The organism is Roseateles sp. AC306 (assembly GCF_979253795.1).
The window spans coordinates 96568-114569 of record NZ_CEEDEB010000003.1 but is presented as its reverse complement, the minus strand read 5'-3'; the positions used below and the strand labels follow the sequence as shown (position 1 = coordinate 114569).

The 18002-nt window shown below is 61.9% G+C and carries 11 protein-coding genes; all 11 read right to left on the bottom strand.

The features are described from left to right. Nucleotides 1–7: 7 nt before the first annotated feature. Nucleotides 8–3244 carry a helicase-related protein gene (locus AC0IZJ_RS08620; RefSeq protein ID WP_471848630.1) on the bottom strand — a complete coding sequence of 1079 codons (3237 nt, stop codon included), beginning with the start codon at nucleotides 3242–3244 and terminating at the stop codon, nucleotides 8–10. Beyond that, nucleotides 3241–5022 carry a phospholipase D family protein gene (locus AC0IZJ_RS08615; RefSeq protein ID WP_471848628.1) on the bottom strand — a complete coding sequence of 594 codons (1782 nt, stop codon included), beginning with the start codon at nucleotides 5020–5022 and terminating at the stop codon, nucleotides 3241–3243. Before AC0IZJ_RS08615 ends, AC0IZJ_RS08620 begins: the two co-directional genes overlap by 4 nt. Next, nucleotides 5019–6245 (bottom strand): DUF6361 family protein, encoded by a 1227-nt coding sequence (locus AC0IZJ_RS08610; protein ID WP_471848626.1) that lies wholly within the window; start codon nucleotides 6243–6245, stop codon nucleotides 5019–5021. Before AC0IZJ_RS08610 ends, AC0IZJ_RS08615 begins: the two co-directional genes overlap by 4 nt. A 413-nt stretch (nucleotides 6246–6658) precedes the next feature. After that, nucleotides 6659–9898 (bottom strand): UvrD-helicase domain-containing protein, encoded by a 3240-nt coding sequence (locus tag AC0IZJ_RS08605; RefSeq protein WP_471848624.1) that lies wholly within the window; start codon nucleotides 9896–9898, stop codon nucleotides 6659–6661. Then, on the bottom strand, nucleotides 9895–12546 hold the full coding sequence (locus tag AC0IZJ_RS08600; protein ID WP_471848622.1) for a PD-(D/E)XK nuclease family protein: 2652 nt from the start codon (nucleotides 12544–12546) through the stop codon (nucleotides 9895–9897). The genes AC0IZJ_RS08605 and AC0IZJ_RS08600 overlap by 4 nt, the downstream gene beginning before the upstream one ends. A gap of 113 nt (nucleotides 12547–12659) precedes the next feature. Beyond that, the gene (locus AC0IZJ_RS08595; RefSeq protein WP_471848620.1) at nucleotides 12660–13133 is read right to left on the bottom strand and encodes a GIY-YIG nuclease family protein; all 474 of its coding nucleotides are present in this window, start codon (nucleotides 13131–13133) and stop codon (nucleotides 12660–12662) included. Nucleotides 13134–13530: 397 nt separating this feature from the next. Next, nucleotides 13531–14427 carry a plasmid partitioning protein RepB C-terminal domain-containing protein gene (locus AC0IZJ_RS08590; RefSeq protein WP_471848619.1) on the bottom strand — a complete coding sequence of 299 codons (897 nt, stop codon included), beginning with the start codon at nucleotides 14425–14427 and terminating at the stop codon, nucleotides 13531–13533. Continuing rightward, the gene (locus tag AC0IZJ_RS08585) at nucleotides 14427–15326 is read right to left on the bottom strand and encodes a ParB/RepB/Spo0J family partition protein (RefSeq protein ID WP_471848617.1); all 900 of its coding nucleotides are present in this window, start codon (nucleotides 15324–15326) and stop codon (nucleotides 14427–14429) included. The genes AC0IZJ_RS08590 and AC0IZJ_RS08585 overlap by 1 nt, the downstream gene beginning before the upstream one ends. After that, complete coding sequence (locus AC0IZJ_RS08580; RefSeq protein ID WP_471849307.1) at nucleotides 15323–16864, bottom strand: recombinase family protein; 1542 nt, start codon at nucleotides 16862–16864, stop codon at nucleotides 15323–15325. The genes AC0IZJ_RS08585 and AC0IZJ_RS08580 overlap by 4 nt, the downstream gene beginning before the upstream one ends. Nucleotides 16865–17048: 184 nt before the next feature. Beyond that, on the bottom strand, nucleotides 17049–17423 hold the full coding sequence (locus AC0IZJ_RS08575; RefSeq protein ID WP_471848615.1) for an antitoxin Xre-like helix-turn-helix domain-containing protein: 375 nt from the start codon (nucleotides 17421–17423) through the stop codon (nucleotides 17049–17051). A gap of 111 nt (nucleotides 17424–17534) precedes the next feature. After that, nucleotides 17535–17711, bottom strand: coding sequence for a hypothetical protein (locus AC0IZJ_RS08570; RefSeq protein WP_471848613.1), 177 nt, complete (start codon nucleotides 17709–17711; stop codon nucleotides 17535–17537). Nucleotides 17712–18002 lie beyond the last annotated feature (291 nt).

Sequence of the window (18002 nt, the reverse complement as noted above, 5' to 3'; positions counted from 1 at the left end):
CGACGGATCAACAGTCATAGCGCGACTGCATCTGCAGGATCGGCGCCAGCTCAATAATCAGCGCGCGCTTGATTTCCCGTATATCGTCGACCGAATACTCGTGTTTCAGAAGCGAAGCCAGCAGTTCCTCTTGTCGTGGCTGACCGAAGCACAGCCGGTATAGCGACAGCACTCTAAGCAACTGGGGCAGCCTGGACTGCTCCGCGCCGAACCCGACTGATGGCACCACGCGCTCAAGCGTTGGGGAGTTGCAGTTCACGTGCCACAGCGGCTCCAAGTCTGTGCCTGACATTCGCCTAGCCGCTGCTTGAGAGAACAGTGTTCCCCAGAGGTCCACAGGATGAATCACTTGGGAAGGTGGTTCAACGAACTTGACCAGCCGCTGCCGGACCAGAAGGGATTTGTATCGGTTAACCCTTCCCTCTCGTTGCTCAATGTCAATGGGGTTTGCGGGGAGGCTCCAATGAACCACGCGCCTGCAGTACCAGTGGAAGTCCAGACCTTCCTGTCCGACGGACGTCGAGTTCAAAAGGAAGGGCCAGAACGGCGAGTTAAATGCCGCCCGAACGTTCACCACCCGGCTGACGCCCTTCTGGTCAGTGATGTTCTGGTTGCCCAGAGGCACCGCCACATGGCAGTGGAACGAACAATCAAACTTCTTGGTGTCGCCAGAGCGAGGAGGCAAATGGGTTTGAGCGACGACGGATGAGGCGCCCACGCTCAACGCCTGCGTGAAGGCTTCAACCAGCTCATCCTTGGAGTTTCCTTGTCCGCGAAGCAGGTGGAAGTACTCGTCGAAGGTTGCTTGCAAGTTGCCTTGCGCCGAGTACCTGGGCAACGCGATCCATGGCTTGAGCTTGCTACAGGAAACTTCGATGGCCCGCTGAGATTCCCAACGGTTCATCCGCGTTAGAAACGAGAACGCGCAGGCCGTCGCCATCTCGCCTTCCCTCTCCGACTGAGAGGGCGCAGGCGTCCGCAGCGCGCGAAGCGCACAGACTGCGGGGCCGGCAATAGCCAAGTCAACCAGATAGTCGACCAGGTCGTCCGGCGGAGGTCCTAGATCCAATTCTGAGTCGTCAAGCCACGAAGCAATCTGCCGCACGTCATACTGCCGCGCTGCGGCAATCTGCTTGCTCCCCTCAACTTGGTCAAACCAAGCCTGACGAGCCTCTGGAGCATCAAGCAAAAGCGGCGCCAACACGTACCAGCGGACGCCACGCTTCTTCTTCACGCTGCCATACGTGGTCACCAATTCCTTGAGCTCGCTATCGAGGCTCCGTCGTACTCGCGCCCTAAGCTCTGCCAAGCTCTCACCAAGCTTGAACTCAACCACTTCTGCGAGGCGCAAGCTCGGGTACACAAGCCCAAATGCCGCCGATATCGAGTTTGTGCCAAACGCGAGAGGTCCATGCCCCTGCGCCCGGTCCTCAAAATAGCGGCGGCGGGACTTGCGGGTTCTGGTGAGCAATCGACGCTCGCACTCGTACGAAACAAGGCTGCTTAGAGCGCGCGGGGCAATAACTAGGCCGGAGAACAGCAGCGTTTTGCTGAACTGCGAAGTTCGTGCAAAGGCTCCCTCAGGCTTGTAGTAGCTGACACTGGGTGGCACCCACAGCAGCTCCTCCACACCGGCAGGTAACGCCGCCTCAAGCAACTCACCGAACCTAGCGCTTGCGGGCTCATGAGTCAGGTCGAGAGCGTAGCCATTTAGCTTCTCGACCGGTATCCAGGCCCTTTCCGATGCCGCCAAAGCGGAAGCTACGGGCTCAACGCGGCGGTAGGTTTGCAGTAGCTCGCGAACCGCATATGGGCCGGAGAAAGACAGGGCGTACGGCGCGTTCTTGAAGAGTTGAAGCATGTCGATGCCAACCGGGTGCTCCGAGACTGCCTTTAGGGCCTCACCGATCCGATCAAGTACCGCGTGCTCGCGGATCTCACTGAGCGTTGGCAACAGCCTGGCATGGCTGGTGTCCTGCAGAGTGACCCGCTCTTCGGCAAGTAGCTGGTCGCGCTCAGTCCTGAAGACTACGCGTCGTAGAAGCGTCTGGAGCCGCCGCTTCGAGCTGCTATCCAAGCTGTTCGATTCGATGGGGCTCTGAGGAAGTTCAAGCAGCTGAGCAAGGAGCTTTTCTCGAAGAGCTTCGTATGCGCTGGCGAACTTGGCATCAGACCGCGTGAGGTATCCGAATAGCTTCTGCAGCTCCACAGCGTGGGCCGCGCCGGTCTCGTCCTCGCCCACATGCGTCAGCGCCTTGAAGGGTGTGGCAGACAGCAGCAGCGTGTGATGGTCACCATCACGGTGAAGGACTTCGCGGGCGATCGCCTGATCCTCACGCTGTCCAGCCTCTTCACTAGGGTCCGGATCGAGCAGCTCCTTGAATCGCTGAAACTCGTCCAAGATGAAAAGGTCCGCCTGTAGGTTGTCGACACACGCCTCAACGAACAGGGCACGCACCTTTGCCCGCATGAATGAAATCAGGTCGACGTGCGCCCGAGATGAAACGCCCCGCGCGTGCAGTTCGATAGCTGATGCAAGCAGCGTACGCCACGAGCGTAGATTCACCTCGGTCCCGAGCAAGGCTGCGCCGAGCCTCTTTGGCAGCATCGGAGTGCCTGAGATGCTCTGCCGAAATCGATCCAACGAGCCCTTTACGAGGTGGAGCGCCTTTCTCTCAACGTCATTTCCGACATCCGCCCAGCGTTTGACATCCTTGCTGAAGAACGCCTCCAGTGCATCGTCGTCCTTGACGTAGCCATCACGCTTCAAAGCCTGCCAGACGATGTAGCGCTCTAGAGCATCGCCATGGCCTTGATTCAGCGCGAGCGAGGTTCCCGGAGTGATCGCGCAGATTTCCAGCAGATGACCCGTGTCCCGGTGATCACCAGAGCGAGCTAGGCCTAGCTCGGCGAGCCTGTTGAACGACGGCAGTCGCATCCAGCGCTTTGCGTCCTCCGAATTGAAGACCGCCAGCTTTCGGACGTTCTCCAGCGCCAACGCCCGGTTGGAGCACACATACACCACCCGCAGCGGGCCCCCAGGGTTTGCCTTGAGCCGGTCGATCAGCAACCGAGCGATGACGCCTCGGGCCACGACAGTTTTACCTAGGCCGACTTCATCAGCAACGAGCAGCCTAGCCGCGGTCTGCTTGCGAAACTGGGCCACCACTGACTCGACTGTCGCTTCCTGGAAGTCTGTGAGGCCGGCCAACATCTGCGTGAGCTTCTCAACTGCTCCACTCACGCTTGCTGCTCCTGAATTGCCCGTTCAAAAGACCAAAGAAGTTCTCGAAGGCCCTCTGGCAGCTTCATGCCCTGGGCTTCGACGCGATCGGCTACTTGCACGGCACGGCTGATACGCGCAGGCGTTCGGGCAGACGCGCGCAACAGCTGCTCGTAGAGCCCGCCACTGCCGTCAAAACCAAACACACCGCCACCGTCATCATCTTCCCTCTTCTCGGCCCGACGCCACTTGCCCTTGGTAGCCCCAGGATCCACCAGCAGGGCCAAATAGCTGAGTAGCCGCTGCGGCGTGGAGATCACCTCGCGGAAAACCGCCTCCCGTCGCGCCTCCTGTATCGACGAGGTCAGATCCGTCTTGACCGCGAAAGCCTGCAGCAACGCCGATGGTTGAATGCGGCTGGATCGGATGTGAACCGAAATGAACGCGCTGAGCTCGCAGAGCCGAACGCCAGCCCACTCAATCTGAGCGCTGAGTGCTTGCTCGGACGCCCGGCAAAGTAGCGAAATGGTGACTTCCAGCCCCGCCGGAACGGGCGGCGCCGAAGGCGCCTCGATGCGAACGGTGTAAGCACCATCTGAACCTACCTCAGCAGTCATCCGCCAGGCGATCGCAGCCAGATCGTGGGCCAGCCTTCGAACCGCCGCTTCCTGCTCCGGGTCTAACGCCGATGGCTCGCAGAACTCGTGCACACGGATCAGACCCGCGTCAAACCATTGCCGCTCCAAAGCCTTAGCCCCAGCCGAGCGAGATGACACGTTCACCTTCAACATGAACTCGAAATTTCGCGGAGGCGCATTTCCTTTACCGAAGGCCGCGTTTGTCATGTTGGCGGAGCCGAGATGCCAACTGGCTGAGTGCCCCTGCGTGGCGACGATCATCTTCGCGTGAAGGTCGTGAAGCATGCTCTCGCCGTCTTCCAAACTGTCATCGCCGTCGATGATCGAGTCGGGGATGCTGTAGCAGTTCCAGCCCTCCAGTCGCTCTTTGCCGATTCGGTCGAGCGTATCGCCGCGGCTGACAAGCATTCTGTCCCGACGAGCGCGTGCTCCTAGCGCAAGCAGGAGGCCATCCGCGTCGGCGTCCACGAACGGGGAAACAACTAGAACATCGTCGAAGTCGGTATCCAGCTTCAACGGCACAGAAGCCGGCAAACCAGGCAGAAACGTCGGTGAATGAAAGCCCTCTGGTTCACTCCAGCGAACGCGTCCAAGAGCATCGCACCACTCCTCTAGGCACTCAGCAGCATCACCCGGCGCGGGAAGTTGACGTAGGAACCCGACCAGCGGCTCATTGAGAACTCGTGACCTGTTCTCCTGCACGCCGTCCAGTGACATTGCGACGTCCCAGCTGCGATCGAAGGTAAGGTTGCGCGAAAGCACCAAGATCCTGAACGAATCCTCACCACCTTTCAACGGCGTGAAGCGCAGCAGCCACAACTTTGGGTGAAAGGCGGAGAAGGCACTGCTGCCAGCAACCGGGATAAGGAGCGGCTCAAGCAATGCATAAAGCGTGCTGTACTTTGGTGGTACATGGACGCTCGACGCGTTATGAAACACCAGCAGCTTTGACCGCAAGCGATCAATGGACTCCAGCAAGGCTAGTTTCTCGGACCCGACGTCATCTTCGAACGTCTGCCCGAGGCTGAGCGCCAACGTTGCACACGCCAAAGTCTCAAGATCGAGCGAGTAGGTTGTTGCGAGCGCTGAATGCAGCTCATACCCAGCTGGCGGGTTGAGCTGCTCCCCGTAGTCGACCCGATTCTTCTCGGGATCCATCATTTCGAAGCACCTTGGATGTCTCGCATCATCGCTCGCGCCGTACCCCAGCGATAGTCCAGTGCCTCCATACCGAACCAATCGGCCTTTGATAGACCATGCCAACGCCGCAGCAGCGACCTTGGCCCCTTTGTATCCAGCGCGCGCTGCTCGATGATTCCGTCAACGTCCTTCTTAGCCGCTTTCCCACACATTGCCTGATTCCAAGTAGCGAGGAAGTTTTCGCACTTCAAGTGCACAGGACGGTCGATGAGCGTCAGCACGTCGGTCCATTCAGCAACCGCGGTGGCATGAAAGACGCGTTCGCTCTCGCATCTCTCGCGCCAATCCTTCCACTTGAGCGCCGTGGAGGTCTGCAAGGGGGCATGCTTAAGACGTGAAGCCATCAAACGGTTGAAGACAATGTGTGCACCTTCAACGGCCAGACTGAAGCGCCAAGCCTTCTCAATCAACCCCGCACACCGCGGATCCAGCCGGGAGTTCTTGCGTGCCCATGCAGCGAGGGCTTCGAAGGTCTCGCAAGGCAAAGCGCCCGCGACCTGTTTGGTTTGCAGCAGTTGGCCGACCACTGCCACTCCTCGCTGGCCTCCAGATTTGAAGCATCCAGCCAAGAAAGACGCTTCGTCGCTCGTCAAATCAAGGGTCAGCCCAACGGCCCAATCTCCAATTGAGTCCGGTGGCCGCATCACGGCGGTGTGCAGGTGGTCTTTGTCGTCTATCCCATCGTCGCTTGAGGCCCGGCGCGCCAGGTTGCTTTCAGGATTCCACTCCCGGCAGAACTCCGCGAGCGACTGCGTGCCCCGCACGAGGCCAAAAGTCCGCAAGCCATTCCAGTATGTAGACGAAGGTCGACGCTGCACGCCACCTTTGTCCACGACGGTATGCCCGATAACGTTCTCAGGCTTGCGGCCGAGCGACCTGTAGCTTTCGACCAAATGCCGGGTCAGCCTATCCTCTTGTTCATGGAGGTAGCTCACCAACGGCTTACGCCTACGCACCGCTGGCGTCTGATCGGCCCAATCCCTGAGTATTTTCGGTATCGCAAGAAAGTAGCGCGATCGCGTCTGGATGGTCGAGAACCCTGGGAAGAGCAGCTCTGAGTAGAGGTCACGAAGCTGGCCGATTCCGAGTTCGTCCAGCGTTCCCTTGTCCTGCACGGCGGCAAGGACGTTTCGCATCCGCGCTCTATCCTCCGACGAAAAGTCAACCCATCCCCAGCTACTCATCGGAGTGCATCCCGCCCGCTCGTCTCGAGGTGGTCAATGCAGGAAACCACAAGCACTTTGCCGGCAGTCCTCCGGTCCTCGGCGCTGCTTGCCGAAAGACTGCATTCAGCGAGTCCAATGCCCCGGTTTCGACGAGCCGTGCGCGTCGCAATCTCCTCGGCTAGTGTGGCGGCCGCGTCGTCCATCAAGGACATCTCCGCTTCCGCGACGACAGACGCGCATGGGCCGAGTTTGCCGTCAATCACTATCACGATGGCGCCCTTAGCTTCGGCTTGGTCATACGCCCCGGCCGCAAGATCTCCGTGCTTGCCACCGATTCTTTTCATTCGCTGCCCCCGATCGTTCATCCCGAATTGAAATGCGTGCGTATCACGCCCGTTCTGCTGAGACTTGGCTGACCGACGCATCAGTCTTCACGCATCGACGATTTGCACTGCCTTGGCCGAAACCGGCAGGAAGAGCCATCGCTCCAGCACCGGCCGTCCTGAGGTGGTCTGAACGGCTTGCGCGTACTCGGCGAGCTGGCCACCATGGGCTTTGGCCAAGCGGTCGAGCTCACCAACGCCACGAGGATCCGCCTTGTGGTCAAACAGGATGAAACCCTCCGGCGTATCCAGCAGCAGGTCAATCTGCCCTCGCGCAATCGACCCATCTGCCCTTCCAGCCTCAAACGGGACCTCAGCGGTCAAGGTGGCGCCAGGCCACCTGGCGTGGTGCCAAGCCGAGAACGCCTTCACCTGGCTCAGTGCCTCCTGGGCATCGAGCGCTGCAGCAACGCCCCATCGCTCCAAGATGTCGCGAACGTCATCCAGCCCGATGCCCTTGTCGGGATCTGCAACGGCGAAAGCGATGCAGCTGTGAAGTGCTGAGCCGACATACGCGAAGTTGGCACCAGCGACGACGTTGATGCGCGCGCCAATGTCGGCAACAGGCCCGTCCTTGAACTTGTCGGCATACACAGCACTTGGTGTCACCCAGAGCGGCGGGTGGTCCTGAGGAGCGCGCACCGGGTAGAACTGCAGTTCGCTCTTGCCCTTCACAGGAGGATCCGCCGACGCGTCGTCGACCGAGATGAACGACGCTTCGAATCCCACTGCGACACCGCCGACGTCCCGCTTACCCGTGGGCGCCCAGAGCTTGCCGGTCGCCCCGGCCTCCTGCAGCCAATCAAGCGGCGGCTCATCCGCCGCCTTTGAGGCCAAGATGAGCTGGTCGCGCGCTCGGGTCAAGGTCACGTACAGCAGGCGGATGTTCTCTTTGAGCGCGGCACCGTCCATGGCAGCGCCAATCTCCGTTTCCTGGGCAACCTGGGCCTGGGGCACCTTGTTCGCCTTAGAGGCGCCGTACGGATACGGCCAGTAGTGGATGAAGCGGTTGGCAAGCGGTGCGGCGGCGTCGAAGTCACCAACAGTACGAGCGCGCACGTTCCAGAGGTCTGTTCGGTGCTCGTGATCCAAGCCCATCACGACCACGACCGGCCACTCCAGGCCTTTCGCGCCGTGAATGGTCATCACCTCAACCGCGCCATGGCTTGCGGCGGCACGCCCATCGTCGCCATCAGCCTCCAGCTTGCGAAGCCACAGCAGCAACCCGTTCAGCGTAGCCGGCAGACCGGAACTGAGGCACTCCTCCTCGTACTGCCTTCCGAGTAGCAACAGCGCCTCGACGTTGGCCACCCGCACTTGCGCTGCCCGATCGTCGGTAGACCAGCTGTGGCAGCGGTGGACAACACCCGACTCTGCCTTGGCCATGCGCAGCACTTCGAAGGGCGTGAGCGAGATCAGCTTGGAACGCAAGCTGTCCAGGCGCTGCAGAAGCGGCAGAGCGCCGGCGCCCTTCACCTTCCAATAGCTCAGTGGAGGCTCCCACTTGCCATTGTCGTTGAGCTTCGCATCCGCCAAGAACTGAAGGCGGTCGTGCAGCCACTGCTCCGGCTCCAATGCCTCGGTCAAGCCGGTGATGACCGCAGTGGCCACGGTGTCACCCGGGTCGTGCAGGCGCCTCAGGCACGCAACAACCAGCTGCGCTTCGGCGGTCGACAGCAACCCCGGGCGCTCCGCTGCCACAGGAATTCCCCAGCGATTCAGTGCGCCCACGACCTCACCGATCGTGTTCCTGAACCTACAAAGTACCGCGACATCGCCAGGCTGCACGGCTCTGAGTTCTCTCGACTCCTTGTCGAACACCTTCATGCCGCTCGCGAGCAGCTTGGACAGGGCCGGACCGAGCGCCGGCACATGGAGGTGCTTCCTAGGAGGCGCCTCAAACGACCAGTTCAGGACATCGACATGGTCCGGGATCGGCTCGCGCTTGGTGGCAAGCTCGACATCAGCGGCCGGTGACGGCGCGAAGGCGGGAACGAAGACTTCGTTGGTGAGCTTCACCAACGCCGGGGTCGAGCGCCACGAGTCGGACAGCGGAGCGCCGAGCTTGCCGCCCCACTTCTCGACAGAGTCCAGAACCTGCTGGATGAGCGAAGAGTCGGTGCCTCGGAAGCCATAGATGGCCTGCTTCTGGTCGCCGACCCAGACCGACGCCTTGGCCAGCCTCGCGAGCTCGATGAAGATGGCAAGCTGCAGCGGGTTGGTGTCTTGGAACTCGTCGACGAGCACCAGGTCGAGCTCCTCGCGCAAGGCCTGTTGCACGACCTCGCTCTCGCGAAGACCCTGCAGAAGGCGAACTTCCTGGTCGGTGAAGTCCACTACGCCCATCTCTCGCTTGGCGGCCTCGAACGCCGCAAGGCCTCGGCTGGCGATGCCGAAGACCAGCTCGAGGTAGACGCGAACGTCCTCATGGAACAGGTCATGCGCCCCGTGTTGGTTCGCGACCTTCTGCAGGTCTTCGACGAGAGGACGTTGCTTGGCACCCGGCTTGATATCAGCGAGCGAATGCCAAGCGCCCCACGGAAGGCTGTCGTCTGCCAAAGGCTGGAGCGCGTCCTGGCATCGATTGATTGCCGTAGCCAGGACGTCCGTCTTGTTTCCTGCGGCTTGGACTTTCTGTAGCTGCACCAGCGCCGTGTTCAGCTCCTTCACCAAACCTGCGCTCAGCCCCGCCTGAGGCGCCGGCCACGCCTTGAGCATGTTCTCGGCATTGATAGTACCCATGGCCGCAAGCTCAGCCGGCGAGAGGTTGTTTTCCCGAGCTGCATTCATCAGCGAGCGGATGTTGTCGGAGATGGCCTTCTCACTACGCTGCTCCGGCCCCACCTTGCCTCCCCGTCCGGCCTGGCCGATACCCAAGCGCTGAGCAACAACCAGGAGGCGGCTCAGTTCATCTGAGCTCTGCACGCCCTCGACGGCAATCTTGGCGATCCTCGACGTCTCCTTCTCGTCGAGGACCTGCTGGTCAGGGGACACGCCAAGCTCGAAGCAAAACCGCTGGATAAGCTGCCCGCAAACGCTGTTGATGGTTCCGATACGGGCTTGCCCCACCGCTGCGGCCAGATCCAGTCGCCCCTTCTTCAGAAGCGTTGCCCGGGCTCGCTCTCGCAGCTCGGTTGCCGCCTTAACGGTGAAGGTCGTGGCAATGACGCCAGGAGCCCGCGCGTTGCCGTCCTCAAGGCGGCTGGCAAGCAGGCCCGTCAGATAGGTGGTCTTGCCGCTGCCGGCACCGGCACGAACAAACTCAACGTTCAAACCTGCGCCGCTCATTGCTCGCCCTCCCGCTGCCCGAACAGGCGCTCAAAGTCAGTGTTCCAGTCACCCAGCGAATGCAACGGCAAGCACCCCGCTGCAGGCTCAGTTGGCCCTGGGTCCAGATCGTCGGCAATAACCTCCACCACGCCTTCCTGCCATTGCTTGACGCGCCAGTCCCAAGAAGCCTTGGCCATCGTGACCAGCTGCGCAGGTGTTTCCCCGTTCTTAGGAACCACCACACGCGCATTCGCTCCGAAGACACCAGGCGTAAGAGTCGAAAGGTGCCCGTCCAGGAAGGTGAAATAACCCACGGCCTTAGGCGCGGCGCCGGTCTCTTCCTGAATCATGTGGGCGTAGAGCGCCAGCTGCAGGAACTCACCGCTTTCAAGCATGTCGCGGAAGCGCCCTGCACGAGACCACTTGAGGTCAAGGGCAGCCGTCCCGCCTGCCTTCAGATGCAGCAGCAGGTCCGTGTCGCCCAGCAGGCTCAGGTCTCCCTTGGTCCCCTTCAACTTGCGCTCAGGCTCCGCTTTGACCACGTCCGCTGCCCGTAGGAAGCACAGCAGAGACCAGATGCCATTTCGCGCAGCAGACTTGAACTGGGCGTGCTGGACGGCACTGCCAGGCGCCAACAGCGGCATGCCCTCGCCGACAAGCAACGCCTCCAGCATGGGTTCAAACCAATCGTCCAGCTGCTTCTGATCCCAACCAAGCGCGTCAGGGTTCTGCAGAAGGATCTGCACCAGTCGATGCGCAAGGGTTCCGAGCAGGCGCCCTTCATCGCCCGGAGACACCGTCTTGGCGCCACGCAAGGCAGCCGCATCTTTCAGGACACCCAGCGCCGGGTTGTTGAAGGCAGTGTCCAAAGACGAGTAAGACTGTGCTTCCCGCCGCGTCGGTGCCGGGAAGCTGGAGCGCCACGCCGCCGTTTCGTCGAACTTCCAGACGCCCCTCGCAGGCACCAGCTCCTTCGCGTTGACCGCCACCTTGCCTGCGGCGTTGAGCTCAAGGACGCCAACTTCGAGCTGTGGCGCCAAGACCTTGAGAAGCTGCCAGGCCGGATGGAGCTCCTCTCCTTCGGGCGGCAGGACCAGAACCAGGCGCTTGCGCGCAGCAAGTACCGGTCGGATCCAGAGGGACGTCATGGCCGCCATCTCAGCGGCCGAGTCAGCCAGTCGCACTCCGGCCGATGCCAAGGCGTCAAGCTCCGCCTGCAACCAAGGCAGCGGATTTGGCAGCACCGGCTTGCCCGGCATCCACCACACAACCTCGTCGGCCCGCTCGACGGCGCAAGCCGCAACAGAGGAGGCGCTCGCCACGCACCCCACCTGGGCCATGGCCAGGCTGTTGCCGGCGTCGGCCGTCGCCAGCGCAATCAGTTGCTCCAACAGCCTCGGCTTCACCTTGTCGGACGCTGAGGTCTTCAGCTCGGAAAGGCCATCCAGCACAGCAGAGCACTGGGCCACAGCCATCAGCAAGTCGGCCTTGCCACTCTGGTCCTCGCTCGCGGCTGAAGCCGCAAGGCGGCCTTGCAGGGCATCTCGAAGGCCGACGACGCGCGACATCACGCGCTCAAGCGGCGCACCGGCGGCCCGGTCGTACCGCGTCTCCTCAAGCCACTGCGTCACTTGATGGTCGACATCCGGCCCATCAGCATCTCGAATCTCCTGCCGCGCCTGTGTCCAGGCTGGGCCTCCGATGCCCGGCTGCTCGGAGAACGCGGTCCCAAGAAGACGCCGCACCCTCGTCGGCAGCGGCCCAACGGGATGCATCAGGAAGTCCAGCAGACGCACAGGCTCAATCGGATCCCAAAGTGTCTCGAGCGCCAGGGGCAGGGCCTGCACAGTGGGCCGCAAGGTGCTGGCCTCGCTAAAACCACAAGTTGGGAACCCGGAGCCTTGCAGCGTCTCGTCCAGAGCTGCTCCAGCCACCTCTTGATCGCAAACGACCATCCGTGAGATCGTCGGCTCGGCATGGCAGGTTTCGGCGAGCCAATGCGCGGCAATTTCACTGCTGAGCGGTCGCATCACCACCACCGACGCGTCGGCGACCAGCTCGTCGATAGGAACCAGGGCGCCGGCGGCTGCCGCCTCGATGCAGCGCGTCTGCAGCAGCCCCAGATTTCCTTCCGCCGCCGCTTCCAGGGGCGTAGCCACCTCGAAGGTCAGCAACTCGAGTACGTCACGCCAGCGGGCCGGGAAGGCCTCAATAGGCTCAAGGATGACTACCTTTCCGATTGGGACCCGACGCACGGCGAGCCGCTCGGCAATCGAAGCCAACCTCTCGCCCTCCCCCGGCGCCACGCGAGCGGCCACAGCCTCCACGGCCGCCATGTCCGCAAGCCGCTGAGGCCACTCATCGCCTGCTTTGCCGTCCCAGCCGGCGAGCCGCCACCCGTCGCGCCACTTGAGCAAGGCTGCCGCCGTGCCCATCTCGTCCGCGTCCAGGCTGCGGTGATAGAACCGCCTTTCGCCGTCGACGGCTCGCAGGGCAACCAGGTAAGCAGCAACACGGCGGGCGCCTACGACAGGCGGCCCGCTCAGCCCCAGGTGAACCTCGAGCAGGCTCAGGAACCCTGCTCGGCCAAGGACGGGCTCTCCAAGATGGGAACGAGAACCTGGCCCATTCCACGCCGCAGCGTGCAGACTGAAAGTTATTCTCATATCGACCTCTCCCTGGAATCAGTCTGACTGCGCGCCCGACCTGGGTCAATGCAGCGCGGGAAAACACTATCGAAGCGAACAACCAGCTGCTCTGGAATCAGGCTGCCGCGCAGCTACTTGCGCCCTTTGCGCCCAAACATTGGTTGCAGCTGCGTCCAAAGCGAATCCTCGAGCGCGCCGATGACGTCCGCATGGATATCACGCCGGTACTTGGCCACCAGAAGCTCAACCTCGACATCCGCAGGCGACGCCCAGTAGGCCAGCTGCATGGCGTAGACGCTTTTGCTCCCATAGCCAAGGTGCTGGACAACCCTGGTCCGCAGGCTCACCGAGCCGCCGACGTACAAGACGGGGCTCGGCTTGGAGAGGCGCGCATAGGCCCTCTCGCCGTTCTTGGCTTTCTTGGCAGCCTCGAAGGCACCGTGCATCGAGCTGACCACCTTCGGCGACGCCTCTGTGCGAAACACGTAGATGTGCTGACCATCGGCGGACCATTTCTCGAGTGCATCAACGACATCGGGCAGCTCCGCTCCGGGCGCAAGTGCTCCGGTCCTGAAGCGAAAGGCCTTGACGTCGTCTGGATCCACATCAGTCACCGAATCGGCCAGGTCCCCGACCCGCTTGCCCTGTACGGGATATCCAACGCGGCAGTCGCTCCAGGGTACGTGCATCCCTCGCAGTCGACATCGAAGTCCAACTAGGCTGCCAGCGCGGCCTATCAGCTTTCGATCTTCAACACCTTCAACTCTCGGGCAGGTTTGTCACGCACCGCGAGCGTTGACGCGTCCAGACGTCGAAGACCCCTATCGCCTTGGTCAGTGGCTACACCGCTGGGGCCGGTCCAAAAGGCGCGCTGCCGATGGGCGAAGCGCAAGCAGTCGCAGACAGATTGCGTTGCCAACGCTTGATGAGAGGTTCAGCGGATGGAGTGCGTCGTCCGCGTGAATCCTTCCTGCAAGGTATCCGATGGTGTCGGGTCGGGAGCTACTCGGAGGGCAGGCGTTTGAGTTCTGCAACCAGCTGAAGCTGCTGCAGGTAGTCGTTGTTAAACCGTGCCAACCAGCGGACGACGTGGACGTTGTCCAGCAATGACTTGATGTGGGATTTGATGATGGCCAACTGCAGCGCAAGGTCGCCGTAGCTGTCCTCGATCAACTTGGTGTCAGCCTGCATGGCGGCCAGCTCGCGCTGGAGGCGCTGCACTGTTTCGGTGGCACCCGAGCGTGGCACCACAACCTTCGTGTCAGGCGCCAACTGGTCGGGCGGCGTGTGCTGGAGCATGGCCTGGGCGAACTTCACGGAGTAGTTGCCAAGCCCCACCATCGTTCTGGCGACGTCGATTTGCCGGAAGTGGCTCATCTTGCGAAGCACACCAAACATCGTGCGGCCGGCAGGCTTGTCCGCCAGCAGGCGCACGACTTCGTCGCAGATGCCCTCCAGCATCCGGAAGCTGTCGGTGATGGATTGCTCTGAGACGTTGAGCGCAGCGGCAAGACGTGGCACCGACGCACCGCGTTCTGCCGCCCGGACGATCATCTTGTGTTCCTGAACCACCGACAGGCGACTCACGCGCTTGTTGTAGGTATAGCCCTCGTCGTCCGTTGAAACCAAACACAGCGCGCGGTCGACACCGAGTTCGCCCAAGGCAATGTGCCGGAGATGGCCATCGAGGATCTGGAACGCGCCCTGTTCTCCGGGATGGTGGATGACGACCAGCGGTTCAACCAGACCGATCTCTGCCAGCGATGACTTGACCTGCTTGTACTTGGTGCTGACCTTGAGCGTTGCGGGCATCACCCGACCGGGATGGATCAGGTGGAGCGGGACTTCCAGGCAGTCAAGCTCGAAGCCCAGGCGAATGGGTTTAACGGGCTTGTCCATCAAACGAGTCCCGACTTCTTTGCCACCTCTGCCAGCGGCTTCGGCATGCTGGTCAGACCTTCGGCCTTGAGCAGCTTGCGAAAGTCCACGTTAGCCAGCAGCTCCTTGAAGATTTGCTGAACGATGGTCAAGGTGGACTGGGCATGTTCGGCACGCTTCTGGATTCGCCGGTGCTCATCCGCATTGCGCTGGTAGAGCTTGGTCAGCTCCTCCGGCGTCATGCGTTTGTGCCCTGAGCCGCCCCGGCCGTAGATCTCGGGACTGTGCCGCTTGCCGCTGCGCGCACGGTTCTCGAGGATGCGCCGCATCACTGCCACCTTGCGGCCCTTCAGATCCCCCCGGTTGTAAGCCTCAAGCAGGAGTTCTTGAGCCTCACTGTCGGTGGCGCGTGCGATCTGGACGGCCACGTGTAGCGGAACATGGCCCGCCTCTGCCGCAGTAAGCAGCCGGCGCTCGCCGCGCTCGAGCAGCGTTCCGACGTTGTTCACCCATGACGCGGTACAGCCGATCTTCTTGCCGATCTCAGCATCGGAGTAGCCCTTGCCGCGGAGAGCGCCAACCTGCTCGAGCATCTCGCTCGCGCGCGGCGTGCGGCGGGCGATGTTCTCGACGAGGCTCATGACGTGCCCGGTTTCCTCGTCGGTATCGACAATGAGCGCAGCGATGTGGGACTGGCCGAGAGCCTTGCAGGATTCCAGCCGTCCCTGGCCGCAGATCAGCGCGAACTGGCCCGCTCCTTCGCCCTCGGTGATCCGCCTGACTGAGATGGGGCGCTTCAGCCCGATTTGGCCGATGTTGTCGGTGATCTCCTTGTGCAGTGTTGCGTTGCGGACCCGCGGATTGGCGACGATGATGGCCGCGATGGCGATCATCTCGACCCGGGATGATGTGTTCGTCATGCCGCCTCCGCGTAGGGTGTTCTGGCGCACAGCGCATAGAAGTCATCGAGCATGTCGACGCGATAGAAGTCGAGTGAGAAGCCGTTCGCTTCCCTGTCGGGGAGGTTGGACGCGGCGAAGTCCAGCGATGGCAGGACGTAGTAGTCAAACGGCGAGCGATTGGCCGGGTCCATCCGGGTGACGATGGTGACGTCAGGCTCGAGGCTGGCGTCCAATCGGATGAGCCAACGGCACTTGCCGCCCGGTGTGGGTTTGCATCGGGCAACGACCACCGATACGGTGAACTCTTCGTTGACCGTCAGCAGATCAGTAACCGCGTCTGAACGAACGTACCCACCGGCTTCGCCTATTCCCTGAGCGACGCGCTGGACGACGGAGGGGTGATACCTGCGCAACGCGCGGTTGATTTCCAGGTATGCGCAGTCGCGCCGGGGCTGGAAGCCGACAAGGCTGTAGGCCCGGTACAGGCTACCGAAGCGGCTCCGATAGCTGGAGCTGGACGGCAGGCCGTCCTCCTCGTCAATCAGCATGCCGGACAGCCCGCCGTGGCGCTCAAGGACCTGGCGGAGCAGTGCCAACATCTCGTGGTCCTCCAGGTGGCGCGATCGCTGAGCAATGATGGCTTGAACCTGCCAGAACTGTCCTTGGGGAACGATGGCCTCGAAGGCGCCGTCCTTGCGAATCCACTCGTCCGGTGGATTCTGTTTGTGCTCGACCTTCAGCTTGAACGAGGTGCGGTTGTAGACGTTGTTGCCGATGTACTTCTCGTTTGTCAGCACCTGATGCACCGTACCTCGAGTCCAGGGCCGGCCAGCGTCGGTGACGAGGCCCTCCCGGTTGAGCTGCGAGGCGATCACGCGCTCGGGCTTCGCGTCCTCCAGGAACAGGCGATAGATGCGGTGCACCGTCGCGATTTCTGCCTGTGGGCCTGGAACGAGAAAGACCCGGTCAGTCTGGATGCTCTTTTTCTCTCCGCGCGAGAGCAGCCCCTTGATGTTGTGTTGCTCGTCGACCAGCTGTCGGCGCAGGCCGAATCCGGGCGCGCCGCCTTGTCGGTAGCCGCGCTGCACCAGATTGCGATGGCCGGCAAACACCTTGACGGACAGTTCCCGGCTGTACTCCGCCGCCATGCTCCGCTTGAGGCCCACCATGACAGTGGATGACAGCGATCCGTCGTTCTTGAACTGCTCGGCGCAGTAGATGATGCGAATGCCGCGGCGCTTGCAGGTCTGCTCGTAGACCGCCGCTTCGTCAGGGTCTGGGAAGCGCCCCCAGCGGCTGATGTCGTAGACCAGGACAGCCGAAAAACCCGGATGCGGTGTGCACACATCGTCGAGCAACTGCTGCAGGCCAGGCCTGCCACGCAGATTCAGACCGCTCTTGCCGGCATCCATGTAGGTGCGGACGACCCGCATCTTGTGGAGATCCGCGTAGGCCGCGATCACCTCGGACTGGTTGTCAGTGGAGTACTTTTGATGCTCCGTCGACATTCGCACGTACTGCGCCACGGGCAACAGGGTGTCCGGCGTTGCTTGCATGTCAGCCTCAACGTGCAGGCGCAGGTTAGAACCTTCAGTCATCGCAGCCCTCCCGGGCAGACGGTCATCGGAAGTTCATCGTTGCCGCTCGATGTGACAGTTAGATGAACTCGCGAAGTCAGTCGGACTGCCAACTAGGGGGTGTGAGTCTGACGACCACTGACCAGGAGCGCTTCCATCCTGCTCAAGAGAAGTCGCCGCTGAGGAACGGCGCCAGATGGTCCGCCACATCGCGCAGATTGCTGACGCCGCCGCGCACCATATGGCTGAGCGCAGATCCACCCGCAAAGATCGGCGCTGCGTTGGGCTCGTGGACCCACGCATCGGCCCGTTCAGGAATGGGCAACAGCACCTGTAGCCCAGCGTCGATTCTCAGAAGGTAGCCGAGCCGCTCCAACGTCTCGTCAGATAGTACTGTCGCACCAGTTGCGCCGGCCATGTGATCAAGCTCGGCAGGAGCTACGCCAAGCAGGAGTGCTTGCTCGCGCCGATCGAGCCGCCAGCGGCGTGCGATCCCGAAGAAGGCCATGAGGGCTTCGCGGTTTGTTGGTTCCATCATCAGCTGGGAACGGCCCGGTGAGCTTTTTGGCGATTGAGGCTGGTCCGCGCACTCGTGCCATGCGGCTTGAGGCCACGAAGGGTTCGGAAAGCCGGTCGACCGACCATGACTTCAATCCGCCTCGCGGCCCTTTTGCTTCACATGCCCTGACCGTTGCAACTTTCGCTCGAGCTTGCGTCGCAGGGCCGCCAGCAGTTCATCGGAGGCTTGCGCGGCGACCACCGCCACAACGCCTGAGGGCGTGACGAACTTGATCGCCGTCTTGCCTTTGGTGCGCAAGGTCTGCATTGAAGCTCCGTCTATCGCGAATCTGTCTGATGGAGAGCGACGGTTTGATCGGCGCTGGGGCGACTCGACGGCGCTCAGTCGACACCCAGCCGATGCCCGGTCCGAATGGCATCCCGCAACCCCAATAGCTGTGCCCGACGGATCAGGCACGGAAGGGTCACGGCCAAGGCAAGCGGGATCAGGATGAGAAGAACGTGCATGTCGGCCTCCCAACGTCAGCGCGGCGATGTCGCCCCGAACGATGCCTCGCAAAACCAGGTCCGCGTAGGCGTACCTGAGATCAAGCATGCG

What these genes read in the sequence shown, in the direction of transcription:
- AC0IZJ_RS08615 (WP_471848628.1), bottom strand. Translation starts at nt 5,022, where the DNA reads ATGATGGATCCCGAGAAGAATCGGGTCGACTACGGGGAGCAGCTCAAC.
- AC0IZJ_RS08610 (WP_471848626.1), bottom strand. Translation starts at nt 6,245, where the DNA reads ATGAGTAGCTGGGGATGGGTTGACTTTTCGTCGGAGGATAGAGCGCGG.
- AC0IZJ_RS08605 (WP_471848624.1), bottom strand. Translation starts at nt 9,898, where the DNA reads ATGAGCGGCGCAGGTTTGAACGTTGAGTTTGTTCGTGCCGGTGCCGGC.
- AC0IZJ_RS08600 (WP_471848622.1), bottom strand. Translation starts at nt 12,546, where the DNA reads ATGAGAATAACTTTCAGTCTGCACGCTGCGGCGTGGAATGGGCCAGGT.
- AC0IZJ_RS08590 (WP_471848619.1), bottom strand. Translation starts at nt 14,427, where the DNA reads ATGGACAAGCCCGTTAAACCCATTCGCCTGGGCTTCGAGCTTGACTGC.
- AC0IZJ_RS08585 (WP_471848617.1), bottom strand. Translation starts at nt 15,326, where the DNA reads ATGACGAACACATCATCCCGGGTCGAGATGATCGCCATCGCGGCCATC.
- AC0IZJ_RS08580 (WP_471849307.1), bottom strand. Translation starts at nt 16,864, where the DNA reads ATGCAAGCAACGCCGGACACCCTGTTGCCCGTGGCGCAGTACGTGCGA.
- AC0IZJ_RS08575 (WP_471848615.1), bottom strand. Translation starts at nt 17,423, where the DNA reads ATGATGGAACCAACAAACCGCGAAGCCCTCATGGCCTTCTTCGGGATC.
- AC0IZJ_RS08570 (WP_471848613.1), bottom strand. Translation starts at nt 17,711, where the DNA reads ATGCAGACCTTGCGCACCAAAGGCAAGACGGCGATCAAGTTCGTCACG.